Genomic DNA, 21212 nt, shown 5'->3' with positions numbered 1-21212 from the left:
CACCATGTACACATCGAGTTTGACCTGGGGCGATGTTCAGTACCTGCTGCAAGGTGCTGGCACCACCCTGCTGCTGACCTTCTGGGCAATGTTTATCGGCACACTGCTGGGGGTTGTTTGCGGCTTGTTTCGTGCTCTGTTACCACGTCTGAGCCTGCCGCTGGCGTGGGTGCTGGACGTGTTTCGCAGCGTGCCGTTGCTGATCCAGTTCGTTCTGCTCAACTCGTTCAAGTCCATCATCGGCCTGAACTGGAGCGCCTTCAGCGTAGCCTGCGTAATCCTCGGCACCTACGCCACCGCCTACTGCGCGGAGATCGTCCGTGGCGGCGTGCTTTCGGTGCCGTCGACCACCCGCCGTGCCGCGCGCTCGCTGGGCATGAGCCACACCCAGGACTTGCTGCACATCGTCCTGCCGATGGCGACCCGAGTGGCGTTTCCCGGCTGGATCAACCTCACCCTGGCGGTCATGAAAGACACCTCGCTGGTGCTCTGGATCGGCATCGTCGAACTGTTGCGTGCCTCGCAAACCATTGTCACCCGGCTACAGGAGCCGCTGTTCGTGCTTGCCCTGGCCGGCCTTATCTACTACGTCATGAGCCTGGTGATCGCCCGTCTGGGTGCGCGGCTCGAACAGAGGTGGCAGGAAAATGATTGAGATCGAGAACGTCCATAAGTCCTTTGGCAATCTGGCAGTGGTCAAGGGTGTCGACCTGACGGTGAACAAAGGCGAAGTAGTGTCGATCATCGGCGGCTCGGGATCGGGTAAATCGACCCTGCTGATGTGCATCAACGGCCTGGAAGCGATTCAGGGTGGACAGATCCGCGTCGACGGCACACCGGTGCATGCCACCGGGACCGACCTGAACAAATTGCGCCAGAAGATCGGCATCGTCTTCCAGCAATGGAACGCCTTCCCGCACCTGACGGTAATGGAAAACGTCATGCTCGCACCGCGCAAAGTCCTCGGTAAAAGCCGTCAGGAAGCCGAAGAGATCGCCGTGCGCCAGCTCACCCACGTCGGGCTCGGCGACAAGCTCAAGGTCTTCCCGAGCAAGCTCTCCGGCGGCCAGCAACAACGCATGGCGATTGCCCGGGCGCTGGCCATGTCGCCGGACTACATGCTCTTCGACGAAGCCACCTCGGCCCTCGACCCGCAACTGGTGGGCGAGGTGCTGGACACCATGCGCCTGCTGGCCGAGGAAGGCATGACCATGGTGCTGGTGACCCACGAGATTCGCTTCGCCCGGGACGTCTCGGACCGCGTGGCATTTTTCCGCAACGGCAAGATCCATGAGATCGGCCCGCCAGACCAGGTGATCGGCCAGCCGCAACGGCCGGAAACCGCCGACTTTCTCAAATCGGTCGTGTAACCCACAGAGACTTCAAAGGAGACCAGCATGCGCTCAAGCAAGATCATTCATGTGGTGAGTTGCCACGCCGAAGGGGAAGTCGGCGATGTGATCGTCGGCGGTGTCGCACCGCCGCCCGGTGCCACCCTGTGGGATCAATCGCGCTGGATTGCGCAAGACCAGACCCTGCGCAATTTCGTCCTCAACGAACCGCGCGGCGGTGTATTCCGCCACGTCAATCTGCTGGTTCCGGCCAAAGACCCGCGAGCCGACATGGCCTGGATCATCATGGAACCGGCTGATACACCACCGATGTCCGGCTCCAACTCCCTGTGCGTGGCCACGGTGCTGCTCGACAGCGGGATTTTGCCGATGACCGGGCCGGTGACCCGATTGGTGCTGGAGGCGCCCGGCGGGCTGATCGAAGTCACCGCTCAATGCCGTGATGGCAAAGCCGAGCGGGTCGAAGTGCGCAATGTGGTGTCGTTTGCCGACAAACTGGACGCGTGGATCGAAGTCCCCGGGCTAGGCTCCGTACAGGTCGATACCGCTTATGGCGGCGACAGTTTCGCGATCGTCGATGCTCAGCGCCTGGGCTTCTCGCTGACCGCCGATGAAGCTGCGGATCTGGTGGCCACAGGGCTGAAAATCACCCAGGCCGCCAACGAACAACTGGGCTTCGTCCATCCGCTGAACCCGGACTGGAAGCACATTTCCTTCTGCCAGATCGCCGCACCGGTCAATCGTGCCAATGGCGTAGCCAACGCTGCCAACGCGGTAGTGATTCGCCCCGGAAAGATTGATCGTTCGCCTTGTGGGACGGGCTGTTCGGCGCGCATGGCGGTGTTGCATGCCAAAGGTCAACTTGAGGTTGGCGAAGCCTTTATCGGGCGCTCGATCATCGGCTCAGAGTTTCATTGCCGAATCGACGCCATCACCGAAATTGCCGGGCGTCCGGCGATTGTCCCTTGCCTGTCCGGGCGCGCCTGGATCACCGGCATTCACCAGCACCTGCTTGACCCAAGTGACCCTTGGCCCGGCGGTTATCGACTGTCCGATACCTGGCCGGTCGAACTGAACATCTGAAGCACGCTAATCTGACAAAGACTTTTGAACCACACGGCACTTTCAGTGCTCAACACTAACGTATACGAAATACTAAAATTCCATCAGCGGAGGCAACATGAGCAAGCACGTTAACTGGAGCGGCGTTTTCCCAGCGGTCACGACCCAATTCAACAGTGACTTTTCCATCGACTACGAGGGCACGCACAAGGTCATCAGCGGCCTGGTTCGCGACGGTGTTTCAGGTCTGGTGATCTGCGGCACCGTCGGCGAAAACACCTCGCTGAGCACCGAAGAAAAAATCAGCCTGGTAGAACTCGCCAAGGACGCCGCGGCCGGTCGGGTGCCGGTGATCTCCGGCGTCGCCGAGTTCACCAGCGCCAACGCCAGCAAGGTCGCCAAGGAAATCCAGCGGGTTGGTGCCGACGGCATCATGCTCATGCCTGCGCTGGTCTACTCTTCGAAACCCTTCGAGACCGCCACGCACTTTCGCAGCGTAGCCGCCAGCATCGACCTGCCGGTGATGGTCTACAACAACCCACCGATCTATAAGAATGACGTCACGCCGGACATCCTGATTTCTCTGGCCGACTGCGACAACGTCGTCTGCTTCAAGGACTCCTCGGGCGATACCCGGCGCTTCATTGACGTGCGCAACGAGGTCGGCGACCGCTTCGTGCTGTTCGCCGGGCTCGATGACGTGGTGCTCGAAAGCATCGCCGTCGGCGCGGTGGGTTGGGTTTCCGGGATGTCCAACGCGTTCCCGAAAGAAGGCGAGACGTTGTTCCGACTGGCCCGCGATGGCCGCTTCAAGGAAGCGATGCCGATCTACGAATGGTTCATGCCGCTGCTGCACCTCGATGCCCGTCCGGATCTGGTGCAGTGCATCAAACTCTGCGAAGAGTTGATGGGCCGTGGCTCGGCACTGACCCGCCCTCCACGCCTGGGCTTGCTCGACCACGAACGCAGCGAAGTCCAGGCGCTGATCAAGACTGCCCTCGCCAACCGCCCAACGCTGCCGGACGTTGGTCTGTAAGACGCCACCTGCGCCTTGGCTTACCGACATCCGTCCTGACCGCCGCGCGCCTCACCGGGCGCGGCCCCGCCGAGATTTTCTGCTTATGTTTATCATTACCGGCCACAACTTCATCGGCTTCGGCCGCAGCGCGTTGGGCGATCAGCAACTGCAAAGCCTTGACGCCAGCACCGGCGAAGCCCTGCCCTATCGCTTCAGCCAGGCCAACGCCGAAGAGGTCAACAACGCTGCGCAATTCGCCGCCAGGGCCTACCCGAGCTATCGCAACCTGCGGGCCACCGCTCGCGCCGGATTTCTTGAAACCATCGCCGAGGAAATCGATGCCCTGGGCGATGACTTTATCGCCATCGTCTGTCGTGAGACCGCCCTGCCCGCCACCCGCATCCTGGGTGAACGAGCGCGCACCAGCGGTCAATTGCGCTTGTTTGCACAGGTTTTGCGCCGAGGCGATTTTCTCGGTGCGCGCATCGACCGCGCGCTGCCTGAACGTCAGCCACTGCCTCGTGTCGACCTGCGCCAATGGCGCATCGGTCTCGGACCGGTTGCGGTGTTTGGCGCCAGCAACTTTCCGCTGGCGTTTTCCACGGCCGGCGGCGATACCGCCGCCGCGTTGGCCGCCGGTTGCCCGGTGGTGTTCAAGGCCCACAGCGGGCACATGGCAACCGCCGACTATGTTGCATCGGCAATCATCCGCGCCGCCCAACGCTGTGGCATGCCCGAAGGCGTGTTCAACATGATTTATGGAGCTGGCGTTGGCGAGGCGCTGGTCAAGCACCCGGCGATCCAGGCAGTTGGCTTCACCGGCTCTCTGAAAGGTGGCCGCGCACTGTGCGACATGGCGGCAGCCAGAGCGCAACCCATCCCGGTATTCGCCGAGATGTCGAGCGTCAACCCGGTACTGGTGCTACCGGCGGCTCTCCATGCACGGGGTGAAACGATCGCCAGCGAGCTGAGTGCGTCGATCGTGCTGGGCTGCGGTCAGTTCTGTACCAATCCGGGACTGATTATCGGTCTGCGTTCGTCGGCGTTCAGCGCTTTCGGCGAACAGCTCGCGGCGAACATGCGTGAAAAACCGCCACAGGCCATGCTCAACAGCGGCACGCTGCGCAGCTTCCAGCAAGGCGTTCAACGCTTGCTGCAGCATCCACGGGTCAGCCGGCTGAGCGGTGAAGACCCGCAAGGAAACCACGCCCGCCCACAGCTGTTCAAAGCCGATGTCGGCCTCTTGCTCGAGGGCGATGAATTGCTACAAGAGGAAGTCTTCGGACCTGCCAGCATCCTGATCGAAGTGGCCGATGAGACCGAGCTGAGACAGGCACTGCACGCGCTGCAAGGACAATTGACCGCCAGCCTGATCGCCGAACCGGCGGACCTTGAGTTGTGCTCAAGCCTGCTGCCGATCCTCGAACAAAAAGCCGGACGCCTGCTGCTCAATGGCTACCCGACCGGTGTTGAAGTCTGCGATGCCATGGTTCACGGCGGTCCATACCCGGCTACCTCGGATGCACGAGGGACGTCGGTCGGTAGCCTGGCGATCGATCGATTCTTGCGGCCCGTGTGCTATCAGAACTGCCCGGACGAGCTATTACCGGATGCACTGAAGAACGCCAATCCGTTGAGGATTTTACGGTTGGTGGATGGGGTGAGTTCGCGGGAGGGGTGGGGACGTGACAGCTAAGGCGACGACGCGGTCCGTAGCAGCTGGCGAAGCCTGCGTTCGGCTGCGCAGCAGTCGCAAATCATGCAACCGCGGTTAACCTGTAACACCACAACGCCTGATTTTACGACCGCTTCGCGGTCGAACGCAGCCTTCGGCAGCTGCTACGGGGAATACGCGAAGCCAGAAATTCCTTACCTGAGCGGAATCAGGGTTTGCACAGCCCGCCTTCAATCAAACTGCGCGCGCATCCAGGCCAGATACCCGGCCACGCCCGCCTCACCTTCGCGGGGCGCCCAAACAGCGTATTCGCCTTCACCCACGGGTTGATAAGGCCCAGCCTTGCATTCGAACATCAGCGTATCGGCCTCCAGCACCACAAAGCTGTGGAACACGCCCGGCGGCAGGTCGACACCCAGGCAATCGCCGCCGGCCTGCATGACACGCTTGCTCAGCAGTTCGCCCGAGTCGCTGAACACCAGCAAACCAAGGCAACCTTTGAGCACCAGGATGGTTTCGGCTTTGTCGATACCCAGGTGCCGGTGCGGCGGGACGTAGGTACCCGGCTGCATCCCAATGGCCATGCGGTGACAGGGTTCTTGCATCTGGTGGAAGTTGTGGTGATGGCGACCGCGCGGGCTGGCCGCGGCTTTTTCGGCCAGCTCGGCGAACAATGACTGATCGAAAAAACCCGTTGTCGCCATGTCTTACATACCTTTGACGGCGTAGATACCCGCAGCGTTGCGCCAGTAGCCTTTGTAGTCCATGCCGTAACCGAAGATGTAGCGGTCGATGCACGGCAAGCCGACGTAATCTGCTTTCAGATCAGGGCGAGCCTTGCGGTCGTGATCCTTGTCGATCAGCACGGCGGTGTGCACCGCACGGGCACCGGCGTGTTTACAGAAGTCGATGATCGCGCCCAGGGTATGACCTTCGTCGAGGATATCGTCGATGATCAGAACGTCACGGTCGATGAACGAAACTTCTGGCTTGGCTTTCCAGAACAGGTCGCCGCCGCTGGTTTCGTTGCGGTAGCGGGTCGCGTGCAGGTAGGACGCTTCCAGTGGGAAATTCAGATGGGGCAGCAGTTTGCCGGAGAAAATCAGACCACCGTTCATCACACAGAAAACCACTGGATTACGCTCAGCCAGCTCGAAGTTGATTTGCGCACCGACTCGGGCGATGGCCGCCTCGACTTCAGCTTCGGTGTACAGGCAGTCAGCCTCTCGCATGATTTGACGGATATGCTCGAGATCAGCGGACATGGCGTTCTCCAAGGGGGTGGCTGTTTCGGAAAAGCGGGCAAAGGTACGCATCCTGCGAAGTCAGATCAAGCGTTTCTGGACTAACGTACAGCATGTCTATAGGACAACACCCTCGGATAGATTAACCTAGGCCGGTTTTTTTGCCCGCCGCCGGAGCCTTTCCCCATGCCCATCCGTGAGATCCGCCATCCGCTGATCCGCCACAAGCTCGGCCTTATGCGCCGCGCTGACATTAGCACGAAGAACTTCCGTGAGCTTGCTCAGGAAGTCGGTGCCCTGCTCACCTACGAGGCCACCAAAGACCTGCCCCTGGAGAGTTACGAAATCGAAGGCTGGTGCGGCGCCGTTGAAGTCGAAAAAATCGCCGGCAAGAAAATTACCGTGGTGCCGATCCTGCGCGCCGGTATCGGCATGCTCGAAGGCGTCCTCAGCCTGATCCCGGGCGCCAAGGTCAGCGCCGTGGGTGTGGCCCGCAACGAGGAAACCCTCGAAGCGCATACCTATCTGGAAAAACTGGTTCCGGAAATCGACGAACGCCTGGCCATGATCATCGACCCGATGCTCGCCACCGGCGGTTCGATGGTCGCGACCATCGACTTGCTGAAAAAGGCCGGCTGCAAGGACATTCGCGCCATGGTCCTGGTCGCCGCTCCCGAAGGCATCGCTGCCGTGGAGAAGGCTCACCCCGACGTGACCATCTACACCGCGTCCATCGATGAGCGCCTGAACGAACACGGCTACATCATTCCGGGCCTGGGTGATGCCGGCGACAAGATTTTCGGTACCAAGCAGAAGGACGCTTGAGCATGCAGGACGAGTTCAACGACCCGCTCTGGCGCCAGATTCTGTCGGGTGCACAGATGTTGTTCGTGGCGTTTGGCGCGTTGGTGTTGATGCCGCTGATTACCGGCCTCGACCCCAACGTCGCGCTGTTCACGGCGGGCCTGGGGACTTTGCTGTTTCAGCTAGCCACCGGGCGCCAGGTGCCGGTGTTCCTGGCTTCGAGCTTTGCCTTTATCACGCCGATCATTCTCGCCAAGGGCCAGTTTGGCCTCGCCGCGACCATGGGCGGGGTGATGGCGGCCGGTTTCGTTTATACCTTTCTGGGCATTGCGGTGAAGATCAAGGGCACCGGTTTTATCGACCGACTGTTGCCACCCGTGGTCATCGGCCCGGTGATTATTTCCATCGGTCTGGCCATGGCACCGATTGCCGCCAACATGGCGATGGGCAAGGCCGGCGACGGGACTGAGCTGATCCACTACCAGACGGCAATGATGATCTCGATGCCGGCACTGCTGACTACGTTGATCGTGGCGGTGTTCGGCAGGGGGATTTTCCGCCTGGTGCCGATCATTTCCGGCGTATTGGTGGGGTTCGCCATGGCGTTCTTTTTCGGCGTGGTCGATACCGCAAAGATTGCCGCAGCACCGTGGTTCGCGCTGCCGCACTTCACCGCACCCGAGTTCAACTGGCAGGCGATTCTGTTTATCGTTCCAGTCGCGCTGGCGCCAGCCATCGAGCATATCGGCGGGGTTATTGCGGTCGGTAGTGTTACAGGCCGTGATTACTTGAAGAAACCCGGTCTGCATCGCACGCTGTTTGGTGATGGCATCGCCACCACCGCCGCTGGACTGCTGGGTGGCCCACCCAACACCACCTACGCCGAAGTGACCGGCGCGATAATGCTGACCAGGAACTACAACCCGAAAATCATGACCTGGGCGGCGATCTTCGCCATCAGCCTGGCGTTTATCGGTAAATTCGGCGCGTTGTTGCAGAGCATTCCGGTGCCAGTGATGGGCGGGATTCTCTGCCTGTTGTTCGGCTCGATCGCCGCAGTGGGGATGAACACGATGATTCGCCACAAAATCGATCTGAGCGAAGCGCGCAATCTGGTGATTGTGTCGGTGACCCTGGTGTTCGGGATTGGCGGCGTGCTGATCGGTACCGGGACAGGCCCGAACGACTTCGGCCTCAAAGGCATCGCCTTGTGCGCCGTGGTGGCGATTGCACTGAACCTGATCCTGCCGGGTAACGATAGCTGGAAGCACAAGAAGGCGGATGAGTCGTTGCTCTAAACCTTGATCGTTCCCACGCTCTGCGTGGGAATGCAGCCCGTGACGCTCCGCGTCACAGTAAGAGCGGACGCAGAGCGTCCAGTGAGGCATTCCCACGCGGGAGCGTGGGAACGATCATTGCTCCTACAACACAATCGGCGCCCGCTCGCAAAGCGCATTCAACGCATGCGCCCACTGCGGGTTGTCATTCAGACACGGCACCAGCACCAGCTCCTCACCACCCGCTTCGCGGAATTGTTCTCGCCCACGATCACCGATCTCTTCCAGCGTCTCTATGCAATCGGCGACGAATGCCGGGCACATCACCAGAATTTTTTTCACGCCCTGCTGCGCCAACGCCTCAAGACGTGCTTCGGTGTAGGGTTCGATCCATTTGGCGCGGCCCAGCCTGGACTGGAACGACACCGACCACTTGCCCTCCGGCAATCCCATGCGCTGCGCAAAGGCCTGTGCGGTGCGCAGACACTGGCCGCGATAACAGGTCGCCACGACTTCCGGCGGTGCATCACGGCAGCAATCCCCGCCCCCTTCGAAGCTATGGCCAGGGTTAAGCTTCTTCAAATGCCGCTCTGGCAAGCCATGAAAACTCAGCAGCAGGTGATCGAAATCCTGCTCTAAATGCGGCTTGGCACTGGCGACCAAGGCGTCGAGGTATTCCGGCTGATCATAAAACGGCTGCAAGATCGAGAACTGCACCGCCAGTTTCTTAGCCAGCACCACGCGTTTGGCTTCCTCGATCACCGTGGTCACGGTGCTGTCGGCGAATTGCGGATAGAGCGGTGCAAGCGTCACGCTCTTCACGCCTTGGGCAGCCATGCGAGTCAGCACCGTTTCAATCGACGGCTCGCCATAACGCATCGCCAATTCCACCGGTCCCTGCTTCCATTGCTCGGTCATCGCCTGTTGCAGGCGGCGGCTGAGCACCACCAGCGGGGAGCCTTCATCCCACCAGATCGACGCATAGGCTTGGGCAGACTGCTCAGGGCGCTTGATCAGAATCAGCGAGACCAACAAACGCCGCACCGGCCAGGGTAAGTCGATGACGTAAGGGTCCATCAGAAATTGATTGAGGTAGCTGCGCACATCTGCCACCGAAGTGGAAGCTGGCGAACCCAGGTTGACCAGGAGCAACGCGTGATCGGTCATGCAACGTCCTATTTCAAAGGCGGCTGGATAAATCGTCCAGGGCCGCGCGCAAATCAGTGAACTGGAAAGTGAAACCCGCCGCCACCAAACGCGTCGGCATGGCCCGCTGGCCACCCAGCAGCAACAGTGACAACTCGCCCAGGCCAACTCGCAAAGCGAAGGCCGGCATCGGCAGTATCGCCGGTCGGTGCAACACGCTGCCAAGGGTCTTGGCAAACTCGCGATTGCGCACAGGCTCAGGCGCACAGGCATTATAAGGACCGCGTGCATCATTCTGATTCAGAAGAAAATCAATCAGGGCGATTTGATCGTTGATATGGATCCATGGCATCCACTGCCGACCACTGCCGATCGGCCCGCCCAGCGCCAGTTTGAACGGCAACAACAGGCGCGACAAAAAGCCGCCCTCGGCGGCCAGCACCAGCCCGGTGCGGATCAGTACCACGCGAATGCCCATGGCCTCGGCACGTTGTGCCGTCTCTTCCCAGGCAATACACAACTGGCTGGCGAAGTCTTCACTGACCGGAGGCGAGTCCTCGTTCAACACACGCTCACCGCCATCGCCGTACCAACCCACCGCCGAACCGGAAATCAGCACACGGGGTTTCTGCTCGCGACTTTCCAGCCAGGCGAGCAAGGTTTCGGTCAGGCTGATCCGGCTGCTCCACAGCTTTGCCTTGCGCCTGTGGGTCCAGGGCCGATCAACAATGGGCGCACCGGCGAGGTTGATCACCGCATCGACCGGATCCGGACCGATTTCCTCGAGCCGACCTATTCCACGTACCTGGACTCCGCAGAGTTTGGTCACCTTGTCGGGTCGACGACTCCACACAGTCAAACGATGGCCCCGGGTCAACCAGTGTCGACAGAGTTGACGTCCTATCAAACCAGTACCGCCGGTCAGCAATATGTGCATGACATCTTCCTCGCATGGCGTTTTACCCGGATCACTAGTCTATTTTTATAAGCAGGGATCTTTTCAATCGGATAAGCCCTATGGTTAACAATAGGACAACCTATCTAGAACAGCTTGTAAGACCGAGAACGCCAAAAGTTATACCAAAAAACAATATTGTATAGGTTTAAACGACGGCGTAGTCTGTACTGAAAGGTAAGCGAGGCCCCTATGACTGTACCCATCGCAATCATCGGTACCGGTATCGCCGGACTCTCAGCTGCCCAGGCACTTCGCGATACCGGGTATGAAGTGCAGCTTTTCGATAAAAGCCGTGGCAGCGGCGGACGCATGTCGAGCAAGCGCAGTGACGCTGGCGCGCTGGACATGGGTGCGCAGTATTTCACCGCCCGCGACCGCCGCTTCGTCATCGAAGTCCAGCGCTGGCAAGCCAATGGCTGGGTCGCCGTATGGTTGCCGCAACTCTATAACTTCCACGGCGGCCAGCTCAGCCCCTCGCCGGACGAACAGATTCGCTGGGTCGGTACGCCACGCATGAGCGCCATCACCCGTGCCCTGATCGGCGATATGGAAGTGCATTTTTCCTGCCGCATCACTGAGGTCTACCGTGGCGAACAACATTGGCATCTGCAAGATGCCGAAGGCTTCACCCATGGCCCTTTCAGTCATGTGGTGATTGCCACTCCAGCGCCTCAGGCCACCGCCCTGCTGGCTTCCGCGCCGAAACTGGCCGGTGTCGCTGCCGGGGTGAAGATGGATCCGACCTGGGCCATTGCCCTGGCATTCGAAACACCGCTGGACACCCCGATGGAAGGCTGCTTCATACAGGACAGCCCGGTCGACTGGCTGGCTCGCAACCGCAGTAAACCGGGGCGCGACAACACGCTCGATACCTGGGTACTGCACGCCACGAGTAGCTGGAGCCGGCAGCATATCGATCTGCCAAAAGAGGCAGTGATCGAGCAACTGCATGGCGCTTTCGCCGAACTGCTGCACAGCGCCATGCCCGCTCCGACCTTCAGTCTCGCCCACCGCTGGCTCTATGCCCGGCCGGCCAGCAGTCATGAATGGGGGGCGCTGGCCGACGCCGATCTGGGTCTGTATGTGTGTGGCGACTGGTGCCTTTCCGGGCGGGTCGAAGGGGCCTGGCTCAGCGGTCAGGAAGCCGCCCGACGCTTGCACGAACACCTGCAGTAAACCGCATCAAAGCGCGCAAATTGCTGCTGTCGAAATGGACAGCAGCCCACCGCGACCTCTCCCGGCAAACCTCCACAAAAATACCTATACAGACAATTTGACTTGTAGACCTTTGAATCTATGATGAACAAAAGCTGTACAGACACAATGATTTGTATAGCTATAGATCCGAGGTTCTCCAATGCCCAGCGACCTTGCTGCGACCAGACCGAAAATTGCTGTCAGCGCTTGCCTGATGGGTGCCGAGGTGCGTTACAACGGCGGGCATAAGCAGTCGCACCTGTGCAGTCGCACCCTCACTCAGTATTTCGACTTCATCCCGGTTTGCCCGGAAGTCGCCATTGGCCTGGGCATTCCCCGCGAACCTGTCCGATTGGTAGGTGACCCTGGGCAACCACACGCCGTCGGCACGGTTCATCACGACATCAATGTCACCCAACCATTGACTGATTACGGCCAGAAAATGGCGCTCGTGTTCAATGACATCAGCGGCTACATCTTCATGCAGAAGTCGCCGTCCTGTGGGCTGGAACGGGTCAAGGTCTATCAAGACAACGGCATGCCGATCAATGGTGGTGGTCGCGGTGTTTACGCCCAGGCGTTTTGCGCGCTGCACCCTGATTTGCCGGTAGAGGAAGACGGCCGCCTCAATGATGCGGTACTGCGAGAAAACTTTCTGACCCGGGTTTTCGCCTATACCGCCTGGCAGCAGTTACTCAAGGACGGCCTGAGCCGCCACGGATTGACCGGGTTCCACTCGCGCTACAAATACCTGCTGATGGCCCATAACCCGGTGCAATACAAAACCCTGGGCAATCTGCTCGGCAGCATGGGCAAGTGCGATCCCAGCCAGCTTGGCCCGCGCTACTTCAGCGGGCTGATGGTGGCGCTGAAAAAATGCGCCACCCGCCGCACCCACACCAATGTTCTGCAACACCTCAGTGGTTACCTCAAGCAAACCATCAGCGCTGCAGACAAGCAGGAACTGCAGCATGTCATCGGCCAGTACCGCCACGGCATCGTGCCGCTGGTGGTGCCGCTAACGCTGCTCAAGCATCACTTGCGCCAGCATCCCGATCCGTATGTGGCGCAGCAGGTGTATCTGCAACCGCACCCGGAAAACCTCAGCCTGCAAAGTGCGATTTAGACCATGGCCAAGCCCGACACCACAACCAATGATGATCCTGCCCCCGACTACCAAAGGGCGCTGGACGAAGGCTGGCTACCGATTCGCGAAGTCGCCCGCCAGACCGGCGTCAACGCGGTCACGCTACGGGCATGGGAGCGGCGTTACGGCTTGATCGTGCCCCAGCGCACGCCCAAAGGTCACCGGCTGTTCTCGGCCGAGCATGTGCAGCGCATTCTGACGATTCTGACCTGGCTCAATCGCGGTGTTGCCGTCAGTCAGGTCAAGCAGTTGCTCGACACCCCACAGGCTTTCGCCCAGCCAGCCGACAACGATTGGCACGCCCTGCGTCAGAGCATGATGCACGCCATCAGCCAGTTGGCCGAACGCCAGGTCGACGATACCTTCAACCAGGCCATGTCGCTGTATCCCCCGCGAACGTTGTGTGAACAACTGCTCATACCGCTACTGGCAGAACTTGATCAGCGTTGGCAGGGCCAGTTCGGTACACGGATGGAGCGGGTGTTTTTCTATTCCTGGCTGCGCAGCAAGTTCGGCGCGAGGATCTACCACAACAACCGCCAGTTGCGCGGGGCACCGCTGCTGCTGATCAACCACTCGGACCTGCCGCTGGAGCCCCATCTGTGGCTCACCGCCTGGTTGGTGAGCAGCGCCGATTGCCCCGTGGAAGTCTTCGATTGGCCACTGCCCGCTGGCGAACTGGCAATGGCAGTCGATCATCTGCAAGCCCGTGGTGTACTGCTGTATTCGAGCAAAGCCATGAATGTGAGCCAACTGCCGAAAATTTTGAACGGTATCAGTTGCCCAAAAATCATTGCAGGAGCAACGGTGTGCATCCACCACGCCGAGTTGTCCGTAAGCACCGCTGAAATTGCTGATTTATTCCTGGCCGAAGATCCTTTGTCGACTCACCTGGGACTGGTTCAGTGCGGTCTAATTTAAGGAACGACCATGCAATTGATCTGGCTGCGCAGCGACCTGCGCCTACATGACAACACTGCCCTTACGGCCGCCGCAGTGTGCGGCCCGACCGTAGCCGTGTACTTTCTGAGCCCGGAGCAATGGCAGGCCCACGACGACGCTCCGTGCAAAGTCGACTTCTGGCTGCGCAATCTACACGAGCTAGGCAAAGCCCTGGGCGAACTGAATATCCCCTTGCTGATCCGCCATGCCCCTACTTGGGCACAAATACCCCATGTGCTACTTGAGTTATGCCAACAACTCGGTATCGACGCGGTTCACGCCAACGAGGAATACGGCACTCATGAAAGCCAGCGTGATGCGGCGGTCGCCAAAGCGCTGCAAACTCATGGCGTCACCTTTCACAGCTATCTCGATCAATTGCTGTTCAAGCCCGGCAGCGTGCTGACCAAAATGGGCACTTATTTCCAGGTCTTCAGCCAGTTTCGCAAAGTCTGCTACTCCCGCCTGCAAGGCGCACTGCCACGACTGATCGCAGCCCCCGAAGAACTGGCCGCCTGGCAGCGGGCGCGGACGGGGTTACCCATCATCGACGCAGCCATGCGCCAATTGCTGGAAACCGGATGGATGCACAACCGCCTGCGGATGGTCATGGTGATATTATTTCGATGCCAGGGCCCTGCGTTATGAAACTTTGTCTGCGGTTAGCCAAGCCATCGCATGGCTAAAAAGGAGAATGGGATGAGTCGCACACCTGCACGTCGTATCTGGCTGACCGGGGCCAGCAGCGGAATCGGTGCCGCGTTGGCCGAAGAACTGCTCAGGTCCGGTGTGCATCTTGCTGTCAGTTCGCGAACTGTCGCGCCGCTGGAAGCACTGTCCACGCGCTTCCCGGGGCAAGTGCTGCTGGTGCCCGCCGATCTCACCAACAGCCAGCAAGTCCGGGAAGTCGGCGAGCACATCGCAGAGGTTTGGGGGGCTCTCGACACGGTGATCCTCAACGCCGGGACCTGTGAATACGTCGACGCCAGGCAGTTAGACGCATCGATCATCGAGCATGTAATACGCACCAATCTGCTTGCCAGCAGTTATTGCATCGAAGCTGCGCTCCCCCTGCTGCGCGCCGGGAACTTACCGCACCTGGTGGGCATCGCCAGCTCGGTGACCTACCTGCCGTTGCCGCAGTCCGAAGCCTTTGGCGCGTCCAAAACCGGCTTGCGCTATCTGTTCGAGTCCCTGCGCGTCGATTTGGCACCGCAAAGCATCGCCGTCACCGTGGTCAGTCCTGGCTTCGTCGACGCCCCACTGGCCGATAAAAACGACGTCCCCATGCCGACGAGCTGGCCGGTGGACAAAGCCGCGCGGCATATCCTGGAGAAAATCCAGGATCGCCCCCTGGAGGTCGCTTTTCCGGCCTTGTTCATGGCGCAGTTCTGGCCGCTGTCAACGCTTCCCAACCAGACGAAACCGGCGATCGACCAGCTCATGGTCCGAAACGGACCGACGACCGAGGACTAGTCGTAAATGTCGACATCATCGGCAGTGGACACTCGACCGCTGCTCGGCAAGCGTTAGCTCACCGGGCGTCCGTCAGGCCTTTCACACAGCACGGGCCCACTGCCTTACACTGCGCGTCTATGACCAACATCCCCCTCACCGAAATTGCCGAACCGGCGATTACCTGCTCCACCTGCGCAGCCTGCTGCTGCCAACTGGAAGTCATGCTGATCACCGACACCGGCGTGCCTGAACGCTTTATCGACACTGACGATTGGGGCGGGGAAGTCATGCTGCGTCTGGATGATGGCTGGTGCGCCGCGCTGGACCGCAACAGCATGATGTGCACCATCTACGAGAAACGCCCGCTGATCTGCCGGGAGTTCGAGATGGGTGAAGCGGATTGCATCAACGAACGCCAAGGGATTGCTACCGCGTATCGTTGAATCTCAAACGTAAGCATTTGTGGCGAGCAGGCAAGCCCCTCGCCACAATAGTTCCCTTGCCAGTGTTCAGATCAAAGCGGCATCGTGTAATGCAGCGCGTAGCTCTCTATACCGTCGTTATGGCTGTTGATGCTGGCGTTGGAATAGTGAGTCGCGCGAATACCGATTTCATGTCCACCGCTAAAGCGCAGGCCTAAACCGATGCGATCTTCGAACTGAAACGACGACCCCAACTTGTTGTCTTCCACCTCGGTGTGGGCGAACAATGACACACCAATCCCTGCCTCGACATAAGGTTTGACGGTTTCGCCGGCGAACTCATAAACCAGTACCGGAGAGAATGACAGGCTGTGGTTGCTCGGCTTTTTGTCGCCGTTCCAGAAGGTGTAGGCGCCGCTCCAATAGCCGGTTAGACGACCGACATTACTCTGTAGCCAGCTCTTGTCCCAATCCAGTTGCATACCCAGGCGGTAGGTCTGGGTCGAGTCGCTGGTCTCGCCAATCGCGAACTCCACTCCAGCAGCCTGTGCCGAAAAACTTTGCCCCAACAGTGCGGCCGCAAGCGCAGCCAAACAGAATAGTCGCTTCATTAGAAACATCCTTTTCCGAACGATTTCGTATGGTTTTCGTACTACTCAACAGACTAGCTATAGAACTCGGTGCTGACGTATAAGCTCAGCTCTTTTGAATCGTTTTTTTTAATTTTTTTACAAAGGGAAGCTTTGCACAGCGCCAGACTTATTCCATAGCAACGGCAAGATATTTCTCAGATGCTCAGGGCTGGCACTGGTCCAGAATTTCGCTTCGTGTGCGGGGCCTTCGGCGAGCATTTCACGCTCGGCGAGCAAGCGTTGAAGTTGCCGGGCCACGGCGGCGCCGGTATCGATCAGGCTGATCTCGTCAGCGAGCATCTGCTTGAGCAATGGCTTGAGAAAGGGATAGTGGGTGCAGCCGAGAATGATGGTGTCGCAACCTGCCGCCAACAGGGGCTCAAGGTAACCGAGCAGTAGCTGGCGAAGCACGGCACTGTGCAGATCACCCGCTTCAATCAGCTCCACCAGCCCGGGGCAAGGTTGGGTAATGACCCGCACATCGGTGGCGAAACGGTCGAGCAACGCGGCAAACTTGGCGCTCTGCAAGGTCCCGGTAGTTGCCAGCACGCCGACCACACCGCTGCGGGTCGCTGCCGCCGCCGGCTTCACCGCTGGCTCCATACCGACGATCGGCCAGTCCGGGTAATCGCGACGCAAGTCCGCAACACCGGCCACCGTCGCCGTGTTACAGGCCAGCACCAACGCCTTGGCACCCTGCCGGGCGAAGAATTCAGCCATCACGCTGCAGCGCTGCTGAATGAACTCCGGAGTCTTCTCGCCATAGGGAATGTTGCCGCAGTCGCCGAAGTACAGCAGCGACTCGTTGGGCAGCAGGCGCTGGATTTCACCCAGCACCGACAGACCGCCGACACCGGAGTCGAACACACCAATCGGCGCTTCACGCATGTTTTGGCCCGCAGACACCGCAGCCTGGATCACGCTTGACCCGCAGTTCGCGAAAGCGCGTACCCAAGGCATCGATCAACAGCAAGCGCCCCACCAGCGGTTCGCCAAAGCCGACCAGCAATTTCAGCGCCTCAAGGGCTTGCAGGCTACCGACCAGACCCACCAGCGGACCGAGCACGCCGGCTTCACTGCAGGTCAATTCGGCTTCGCTGCCGTGCCCATACAAGCAGTGGTAACAAGGGCTCTCGGGCCGACGCGGATCGAACACCGAAAGCTGCCCCTCCAGGCGAATCGCCGCGCCGCTGACCAAGGGTTTGCGCGCCGCAACACAGGCCGCATTGACGGCTTCGCGGGTAGAGAAATTATCGGAGCAATCAAGAACCAGATCGACAGCAGCGACAGCGGCTGCCAGCGAGTCTTCGTCCAGCGCCGAGCGATGGGCGATCAACTGAATCTCTGGATTGATCGCTGTAAGGCGACGAATCGCCGAATCGACCTTACTCAGGCCAACGCTGTCCGTGTCATGAATGATCTGCCGTTGCAGGTTGGTCAGATCGACCGTATCGAAGTCCGCCAGATGCAGCTCGCCAACCCCGGCCGCCGCCAGGTACAAGGCCACCGGCGCACCGAGACCGCCGAGGCCGACGATCAATATGCGACTGTTCTTGAGGCGCAACTGACCGTCGATGTCGACATGCTGCAACAAAATCTGCCGGCTATAGCGCAACAGCTCCTGATCATTCAGCACGGTAGACGCCCCAGACTGATACGTTCGTGGTCGCCCAGATCTTTACGACTGTGTACTTCTTCAAAGCCGCGAGTCAGCAGCAAATCACGCACTGCCAGCGCCTGGTCGTAGCCATGTTCAAGCATCAACCAGCCGCCCGCCTCGAGGTGTTGCGGTGCCTGGGCGATGATCAGACGCAGATCGTCGAGTCCGTCCACACCCGCCACCAGCGCACTGGCCGGCTCGAAACGCACATCACCGGCCACCAGATGCGGATCGGCATCGGCAATGTACGGCGGGTTACTGATAATTAGCTGGAAACGATGATCTTGCAGTGCGCTGAACCAGTGACTGTTGAGCACCGTGACATTGTTCAGGTTCAGCCGCTGACGGTTGCGCTCGGCCAGGGCCACGGCTTCGAGCACCCGATCCACCGCCGTGACGTGCCAGGCCGGACGTTCACTGGCCAGGGCCAAGGCAATCGCGCCGCTGCCGGTGCCCAGATCGAGCACCTTGGCAGGTGTGGCCGGCAACAGTTCCAGCGCGGCCTCCACCAGCAGCTCAGTGTCCGGACGCGGAATCAGTGTATGCGGCGCGACTTCCAGGTCCAGCTTCCAGAAACCCTGCTGGCCGAGAATATAGGCCACCGGCTCGCCAGCGCGGCGGCGCTGTAAATAATCGGCAAAGGTCAGCGCAGCTTCGCTGCTGACGATCCGCTCTGGCCAGGTGTGCAGAAAACTGCGGGACTTGCCCAGAGCTGCTGCCAGCAATAACTCGGCATCCAGACGGGCCGTGGGCGAATCAGGCAGTTCGGCCGAGCGTAACAAGCTGGCAATAATCGTCATTTACTCACCTATCGATGCCAGTTGATCGGCCTGATATTCGGCCAGCAATGGCTCGATCACCGCTTCGACGCCGCCCGCGAGGATTTCATCAAGGGAATACAGGGTCAGGTTGACCCGATGATCGGTAACCCGGCCTTGAGCAAAGTTATAGGTACGGATCCGCTCGGAACGATCACCCGAACCTACCAGCAACTTACGCTCGCTGGCGATGGCATTGGCCGCGGCGCTGGTCTGCTGGTCGTTCAACTTGGCCGACAGCCAGGACATCGCCCGCGCACGGTTCTTGTGCTGAGAACGTTCTTCCTGGCACTCGACCACAATTCCCGAAGGAAGGTGAGTGATGCGGATCGCCGAGTCGGTCTTGTTGACGTGCTGACCACCGGCGCCGGAGGAGCGATAGGTATCGACCCGCAGGTCCGCCGGGTTGATCTCGATGGCTTCCTGTTCATCCGGCTCAGGCAATACCGCCACGGTACAGGCCGAGGTGTGAATACGGCCCTGAGACTCTGTCGCTGGAACCCGTTGCACGCGATGGGCACCCGATTCGAATTTCAGTTTGCCATAGACGTTGTCGCCTTCGACCCGGGCAATGACTTCTTTATAGCCGCCGTGCTCGCCTATGTTCTCCGAGAGAATTTCCACCCGCCAGCCGCGACGCTCGGCGTAGCGTGAATACATACGGAACAGGTCGCCGGAGAAAATCGCCGCTTCGTCACCGCCGGTGCCGGCACGTATCTCGAGGAAGACGTTGCGCCCGTCGTTGGGATCCTTGGGCAGCAGCATGCGTTGCAGGTCGCCTTCGAGCTCGATCAGCCGCTCTTTGGCTTCGCGCACTTCCTCTACCGCCATTTCGCGCATGTCCGGGTCGCTGTCCTTGAGCAGCGCCTGGGCGCCTTCGAGGTCAGCTTGAACCTTGAGCAGTTGTGCATAGGTGGTGACAATCGGTTCAACTTCCGCGTATTCCTTGGAATAGGTACGGAACTTGTTCTGGTCGGAAATGACTTCGCCATCGCCGAGCAAGGCGGTCAATTCCTCGAAACGGTCCTGGAGGATGTCCAGCTTATTGAGCAGTGACGCTTTCATTGCGGTTTTTTATCCGAAAAGCTATCCGATGGGCCCTCACCGAGGGCAAAGAGTTCCTGAGCCATGGCCAGCGCATCGAGGCGGCCTTCGGCGGAAAGCTTTTTCAACTGCACGCTCGGGGCATGCAGCAATTTGTTGGTCAGGCCGCGGGCCAGATGCACCAACACGTCTTCGGCGTTGCTGCCATTGGCGAGCATGCGCTGGGCCTTGAGCAGCTCTTCATCACGCAGGCGTTCGCTTTGCTGGCGGTAGGCCTTGAGTACATCCACCGCCGCCAGTTCACGCAATCGCACCATGAAGTCGTCGGCGCCGATGGACACCATCTCTTCCGCCGCTTGCGCAGCACCCTGACGACTCTTGAGGTTTTCGGCGACCACTTCGTGGAGATCGTCGACGCTATAGAGGTAAACGTCGTCCAACTCGCCGACTTCCGGCTCGATATCGCGCGGCACGGCGATGTCAACCATGAAGATCGGTTTGTGCTTGCGCAGCTTCAATGCACTCTCGACCGCGCCCTTGCCCAGAATCGGCAACTGGCTGGCAGTGGAGCTGATGACGATGTCGCTGCGAACCAATTCTGCCGGGATATCCGAGAGCAGCACCGCGTGGGCACCGAACTGTTCGGCCAAAATGCTCGCGCGCTCCAGCGTGCGGTTGGCGACCACGATACGCTTGACGCCAAGCTCATGCAGATGTCGGGCGACCAGCGTGATGGTTTCGCCGGCGCCAATCAACAGAGCCTGGCTGCGTTGCAAGTCACTGAAAATCTGTTTCGCCAGGCTGACGGCGGCAAAGGCCACCGACACCGGGTTTTCACCGATGGCGGTGTCGGTACGCACCTGTTTGGCTGCATTGAACGTCGCCTGAAACAAGCGCCCAAGCAGCGGGCCAATGGTGCCGGCCTCGCGAGCCACGGCGTAGGCCGACTTCATCTGGCCGAGAATCTGCGGTTCACCCAGCACCAGCGAATCCAGCCCTGAAGCCACACGCATCATGTGACGAACGGCCGCATCATCTTCATGCACATAAGCACTCGCACGCAGCTCCTCGAGGCTCAATTGGTGATAATCGGCCAGCCAGCGCAGCACGATGTCAGCCGAAAGGTGATCCTGTTCTATATACAGTTCACTGCGATTGCAGGTGGAGAGGATCGCAGCTTCGCGGCTATCGGTGAGGCGGCAGAGCTGCTGCAAGGCCTCAACCAACTGCTCAGGGGTAAAGGCCACGCGCTCGCGGACGTCTACTGAAGCAGTCTTGTGGTTGATACCGAGTGCAAGAAAGGCCATTCAAGGTCGCTGATGATGTCGAGAAGCCGTCAATTGTCCTACTTCGCCA

At 59.8% G+C, this 21212-nt stretch carries 23 protein-coding genes; 13 read left to right on the top strand and 10 right to left on the bottom strand.

What is annotated here, in order from left to right; genetic code table 11:
- Positions 1–4 precede the first annotated feature (4 nt).
- The 5 genes from AC07UI_RS07030 to AC07UI_RS07010 all read left to right on the top strand — a co-directional run bounded on the left by AC07UI_RS07030 (position 5) and on the right by AC07UI_RS07010 (position 5128).
- The gene (locus AC07UI_RS07030; protein ID WP_494991804.1) at positions 5–655 is read left to right on the top strand and encodes an amino acid ABC transporter permease; all 651 of its coding nucleotides are present in this window, start codon (positions 5–7) and stop codon (positions 653–655) included.
- A complete protein-coding gene (locus AC07UI_RS07025; protein ID WP_494991803.1) occupies positions 648–1370 on the top strand; it encodes an amino acid ABC transporter ATP-binding protein in 723 nt (240 codons plus the stop codon). The genes AC07UI_RS07030 and AC07UI_RS07025 overlap by 8 nt, the downstream gene beginning before the upstream one ends.
- Before the next feature lie 27 nt (positions 1371–1397).
- On the top strand, positions 1398–2435 hold the full coding sequence (locus AC07UI_RS07020) for a trans-3-hydroxy-L-proline dehydratase (protein WP_494991802.1): 1038 nt from the start codon (positions 1398–1400) through the stop codon (positions 2433–2435).
- A 97-nt stretch (positions 2436–2532) separates the two neighbouring features.
- Positions 2533–3450 carry a dihydrodipicolinate synthase family protein gene (locus AC07UI_RS07015; RefSeq protein WP_494991801.1) on the top strand — a complete coding sequence of 306 codons (918 nt, stop codon included), beginning with the start codon at positions 2533–2535 and terminating at the stop codon, positions 3448–3450.
- Positions 3451–3535: 85 nt separating this feature from the next.
- On the top strand, positions 3536–5128 hold the full coding sequence (locus AC07UI_RS07010) for an aldehyde dehydrogenase (NADP(+)) (protein ID WP_494991800.1): 1593 nt from the start codon (positions 3536–3538) through the stop codon (positions 5126–5128).
- A gap of 209 nt (positions 5129–5337) precedes the next feature.
- Here AC07UI_RS07010 and AC07UI_RS07005 read toward each other — a convergent pair whose 3' ends face one another.
- Positions 5338–5811, bottom strand: a complete 474-nt coding sequence (locus tag AC07UI_RS07005) for a WbuC family cupin fold metalloprotein (RefSeq protein ID WP_494991799.1) — start codon at positions 5809–5811, stop codon at positions 5338–5340.
- A 3-nt stretch (positions 5812–5814) separates the two neighbouring features.
- Positions 5815–6372: a hypoxanthine-guanine phosphoribosyltransferase gene (locus tag AC07UI_RS07000; RefSeq protein ID WP_494991798.1), complete on the bottom strand. Its 558-nt coding sequence runs from the start codon at positions 6370–6372 to the stop codon at positions 5815–5817.
- A 165-nt stretch (positions 6373–6537) separates the two neighbouring features.
- Here AC07UI_RS07000 and upp point away from each other — a divergent pair, with 165 nt between their 5' ends.
- Both upp and AC07UI_RS06990 read left to right on the top strand, forming a co-directional pair.
- Positions 6538–7176 carry a uracil phosphoribosyltransferase gene (gene upp, locus AC07UI_RS06995; protein ID WP_494991797.1) on the top strand — a complete coding sequence of 213 codons (639 nt, stop codon included), beginning with the start codon at positions 6538–6540 and terminating at the stop codon, positions 7174–7176.
- 2 nt (positions 7177–7178) lie between these two features.
- Positions 7179–8453, top strand: a complete 1275-nt coding sequence (locus AC07UI_RS06990) for a uracil-xanthine permease family protein (protein WP_494991796.1) — start codon at positions 7179–7181, stop codon at positions 8451–8453.
- A gap of 123 nt (positions 8454–8576) precedes the next feature.
- On the opposite strand, the gene hemH is transcribed toward AC07UI_RS06990, so the two are convergent.
- Both hemH and AC07UI_RS06980 read right to left on the bottom strand, forming a co-directional pair.
- Positions 8577–9599, bottom strand: coding sequence for a ferrochelatase (hemH, locus tag AC07UI_RS06985; RefSeq protein ID WP_494991795.1), 1023 nt, complete (start codon positions 9597–9599; stop codon positions 8577–8579).
- A gap of 13 nt (positions 9600–9612) precedes the next feature.
- Positions 9613–10515, bottom strand: a complete 903-nt coding sequence (locus AC07UI_RS06980; protein ID WP_494991794.1) for a TIGR01777 family oxidoreductase — start codon at positions 10513–10515, stop codon at positions 9613–9615.
- 210 nt (positions 10516–10725) lie between these two features.
- Between AC07UI_RS06980 and AC07UI_RS06975 the strand changes: the two genes are divergently transcribed.
- The 6 genes from AC07UI_RS06975 (at position 10726) to AC07UI_RS06950 (ending at position 15723) form a co-directional block, all read left to right on the top strand.
- Positions 10726–11712, top strand: a complete 987-nt coding sequence (locus AC07UI_RS06975; protein WP_494991793.1) for an NAD(P)/FAD-dependent oxidoreductase — start codon at positions 10726–10728, stop codon at positions 11710–11712.
- A gap of 181 nt (positions 11713–11893) precedes the next feature.
- Positions 11894–12859 carry a YbgA family protein gene (locus tag AC07UI_RS06970; protein ID WP_494991792.1) on the top strand — a complete coding sequence of 322 codons (966 nt, stop codon included), beginning with the start codon at positions 11894–11896 and terminating at the stop codon, positions 12857–12859.
- Positions 12860–12862: 3 nt separating this feature from the next.
- Positions 12863–13801: a MerR family transcriptional regulator gene (locus AC07UI_RS06965; RefSeq protein WP_494991791.1), complete on the top strand. Its 939-nt coding sequence runs from the start codon at positions 12863–12865 to the stop codon at positions 13799–13801.
- A gap of 9 nt (positions 13802–13810) precedes the next feature.
- A complete protein-coding gene (locus AC07UI_RS06960; protein WP_494991790.1) occupies positions 13811–14470 on the top strand; it encodes a deoxyribodipyrimidine photo-lyase in 660 nt (219 codons plus the stop codon).
- A gap of 51 nt (positions 14471–14521) precedes the next feature.
- Positions 14522–15298 carry an SDR family NAD(P)-dependent oxidoreductase gene (locus AC07UI_RS06955; protein ID WP_494991789.1) on the top strand — a complete coding sequence of 259 codons (777 nt, stop codon included), beginning with the start codon at positions 14522–14524 and terminating at the stop codon, positions 15296–15298.
- 119 nt (positions 15299–15417) lie between these two features.
- Positions 15418–15723 (top strand): YkgJ family cysteine cluster protein, encoded by a 306-nt coding sequence (locus AC07UI_RS06950; protein ID WP_494991788.1) that lies wholly within the window; start codon positions 15418–15420, stop codon positions 15721–15723.
- A 71-nt stretch (positions 15724–15794) separates the two neighbouring features.
- Here AC07UI_RS06950 and AC07UI_RS06945 read toward each other — a convergent pair whose 3' ends face one another.
- The 6 genes from AC07UI_RS06945 to hemA form a co-directional block, all read right to left on the bottom strand.
- A complete protein-coding gene (locus tag AC07UI_RS06945; RefSeq protein WP_494991787.1) occupies positions 15795–16313 on the bottom strand; it encodes an acyloxyacyl hydrolase in 519 nt (172 codons plus the stop codon).
- Between the two features lie 117 nt (positions 16314–16430).
- Positions 16431–17222, bottom strand: a complete 792-nt coding sequence (gene murI / locus AC07UI_RS06940; RefSeq protein WP_494991786.1) for a glutamate racemase — start codon at positions 17220–17222, stop codon at positions 16431–16433.
- A complete protein-coding gene (locus AC07UI_RS06935; RefSeq protein WP_494991785.1) occupies positions 17215–17970 on the bottom strand; it encodes a molybdopterin-synthase adenylyltransferase MoeB in 756 nt (251 codons plus the stop codon). Before AC07UI_RS06935 ends, murI begins: the two co-directional genes overlap by 8 nt.
- Positions 17964–18794, bottom strand: a complete 831-nt coding sequence (gene prmC, locus AC07UI_RS06930; RefSeq protein ID WP_494991784.1) for a peptide chain release factor N(5)-glutamine methyltransferase — start codon at positions 18792–18794, stop codon at positions 17964–17966. Before prmC ends, AC07UI_RS06935 begins: the two co-directional genes overlap by 7 nt.
- Positions 18795–19877 carry a peptide chain release factor 1 gene (prfA, locus tag AC07UI_RS06925; RefSeq protein ID WP_494991783.1) on the bottom strand — a complete coding sequence of 361 codons (1083 nt, stop codon included), beginning with the start codon at positions 19875–19877 and terminating at the stop codon, positions 18795–18797. It lies immediately after the preceding gene.
- A complete protein-coding gene (gene hemA, locus AC07UI_RS06920) occupies positions 19874–21163 on the bottom strand; it encodes a glutamyl-tRNA reductase (RefSeq protein WP_494991782.1) in 1290 nt (429 codons plus the stop codon). Before hemA ends, prfA begins: the two co-directional genes overlap by 4 nt.
- Positions 21164–21212 lie beyond the last annotated feature (49 nt).

It is taken from the genome of Pseudomonas sp. GW821-FHT04C07, from assembly GCF_059420325.1.
The sequence above is the reverse complement of the archived record's forward strand: the minus strand, read 5'-3'. Positions and strand labels throughout refer to the sequence as shown.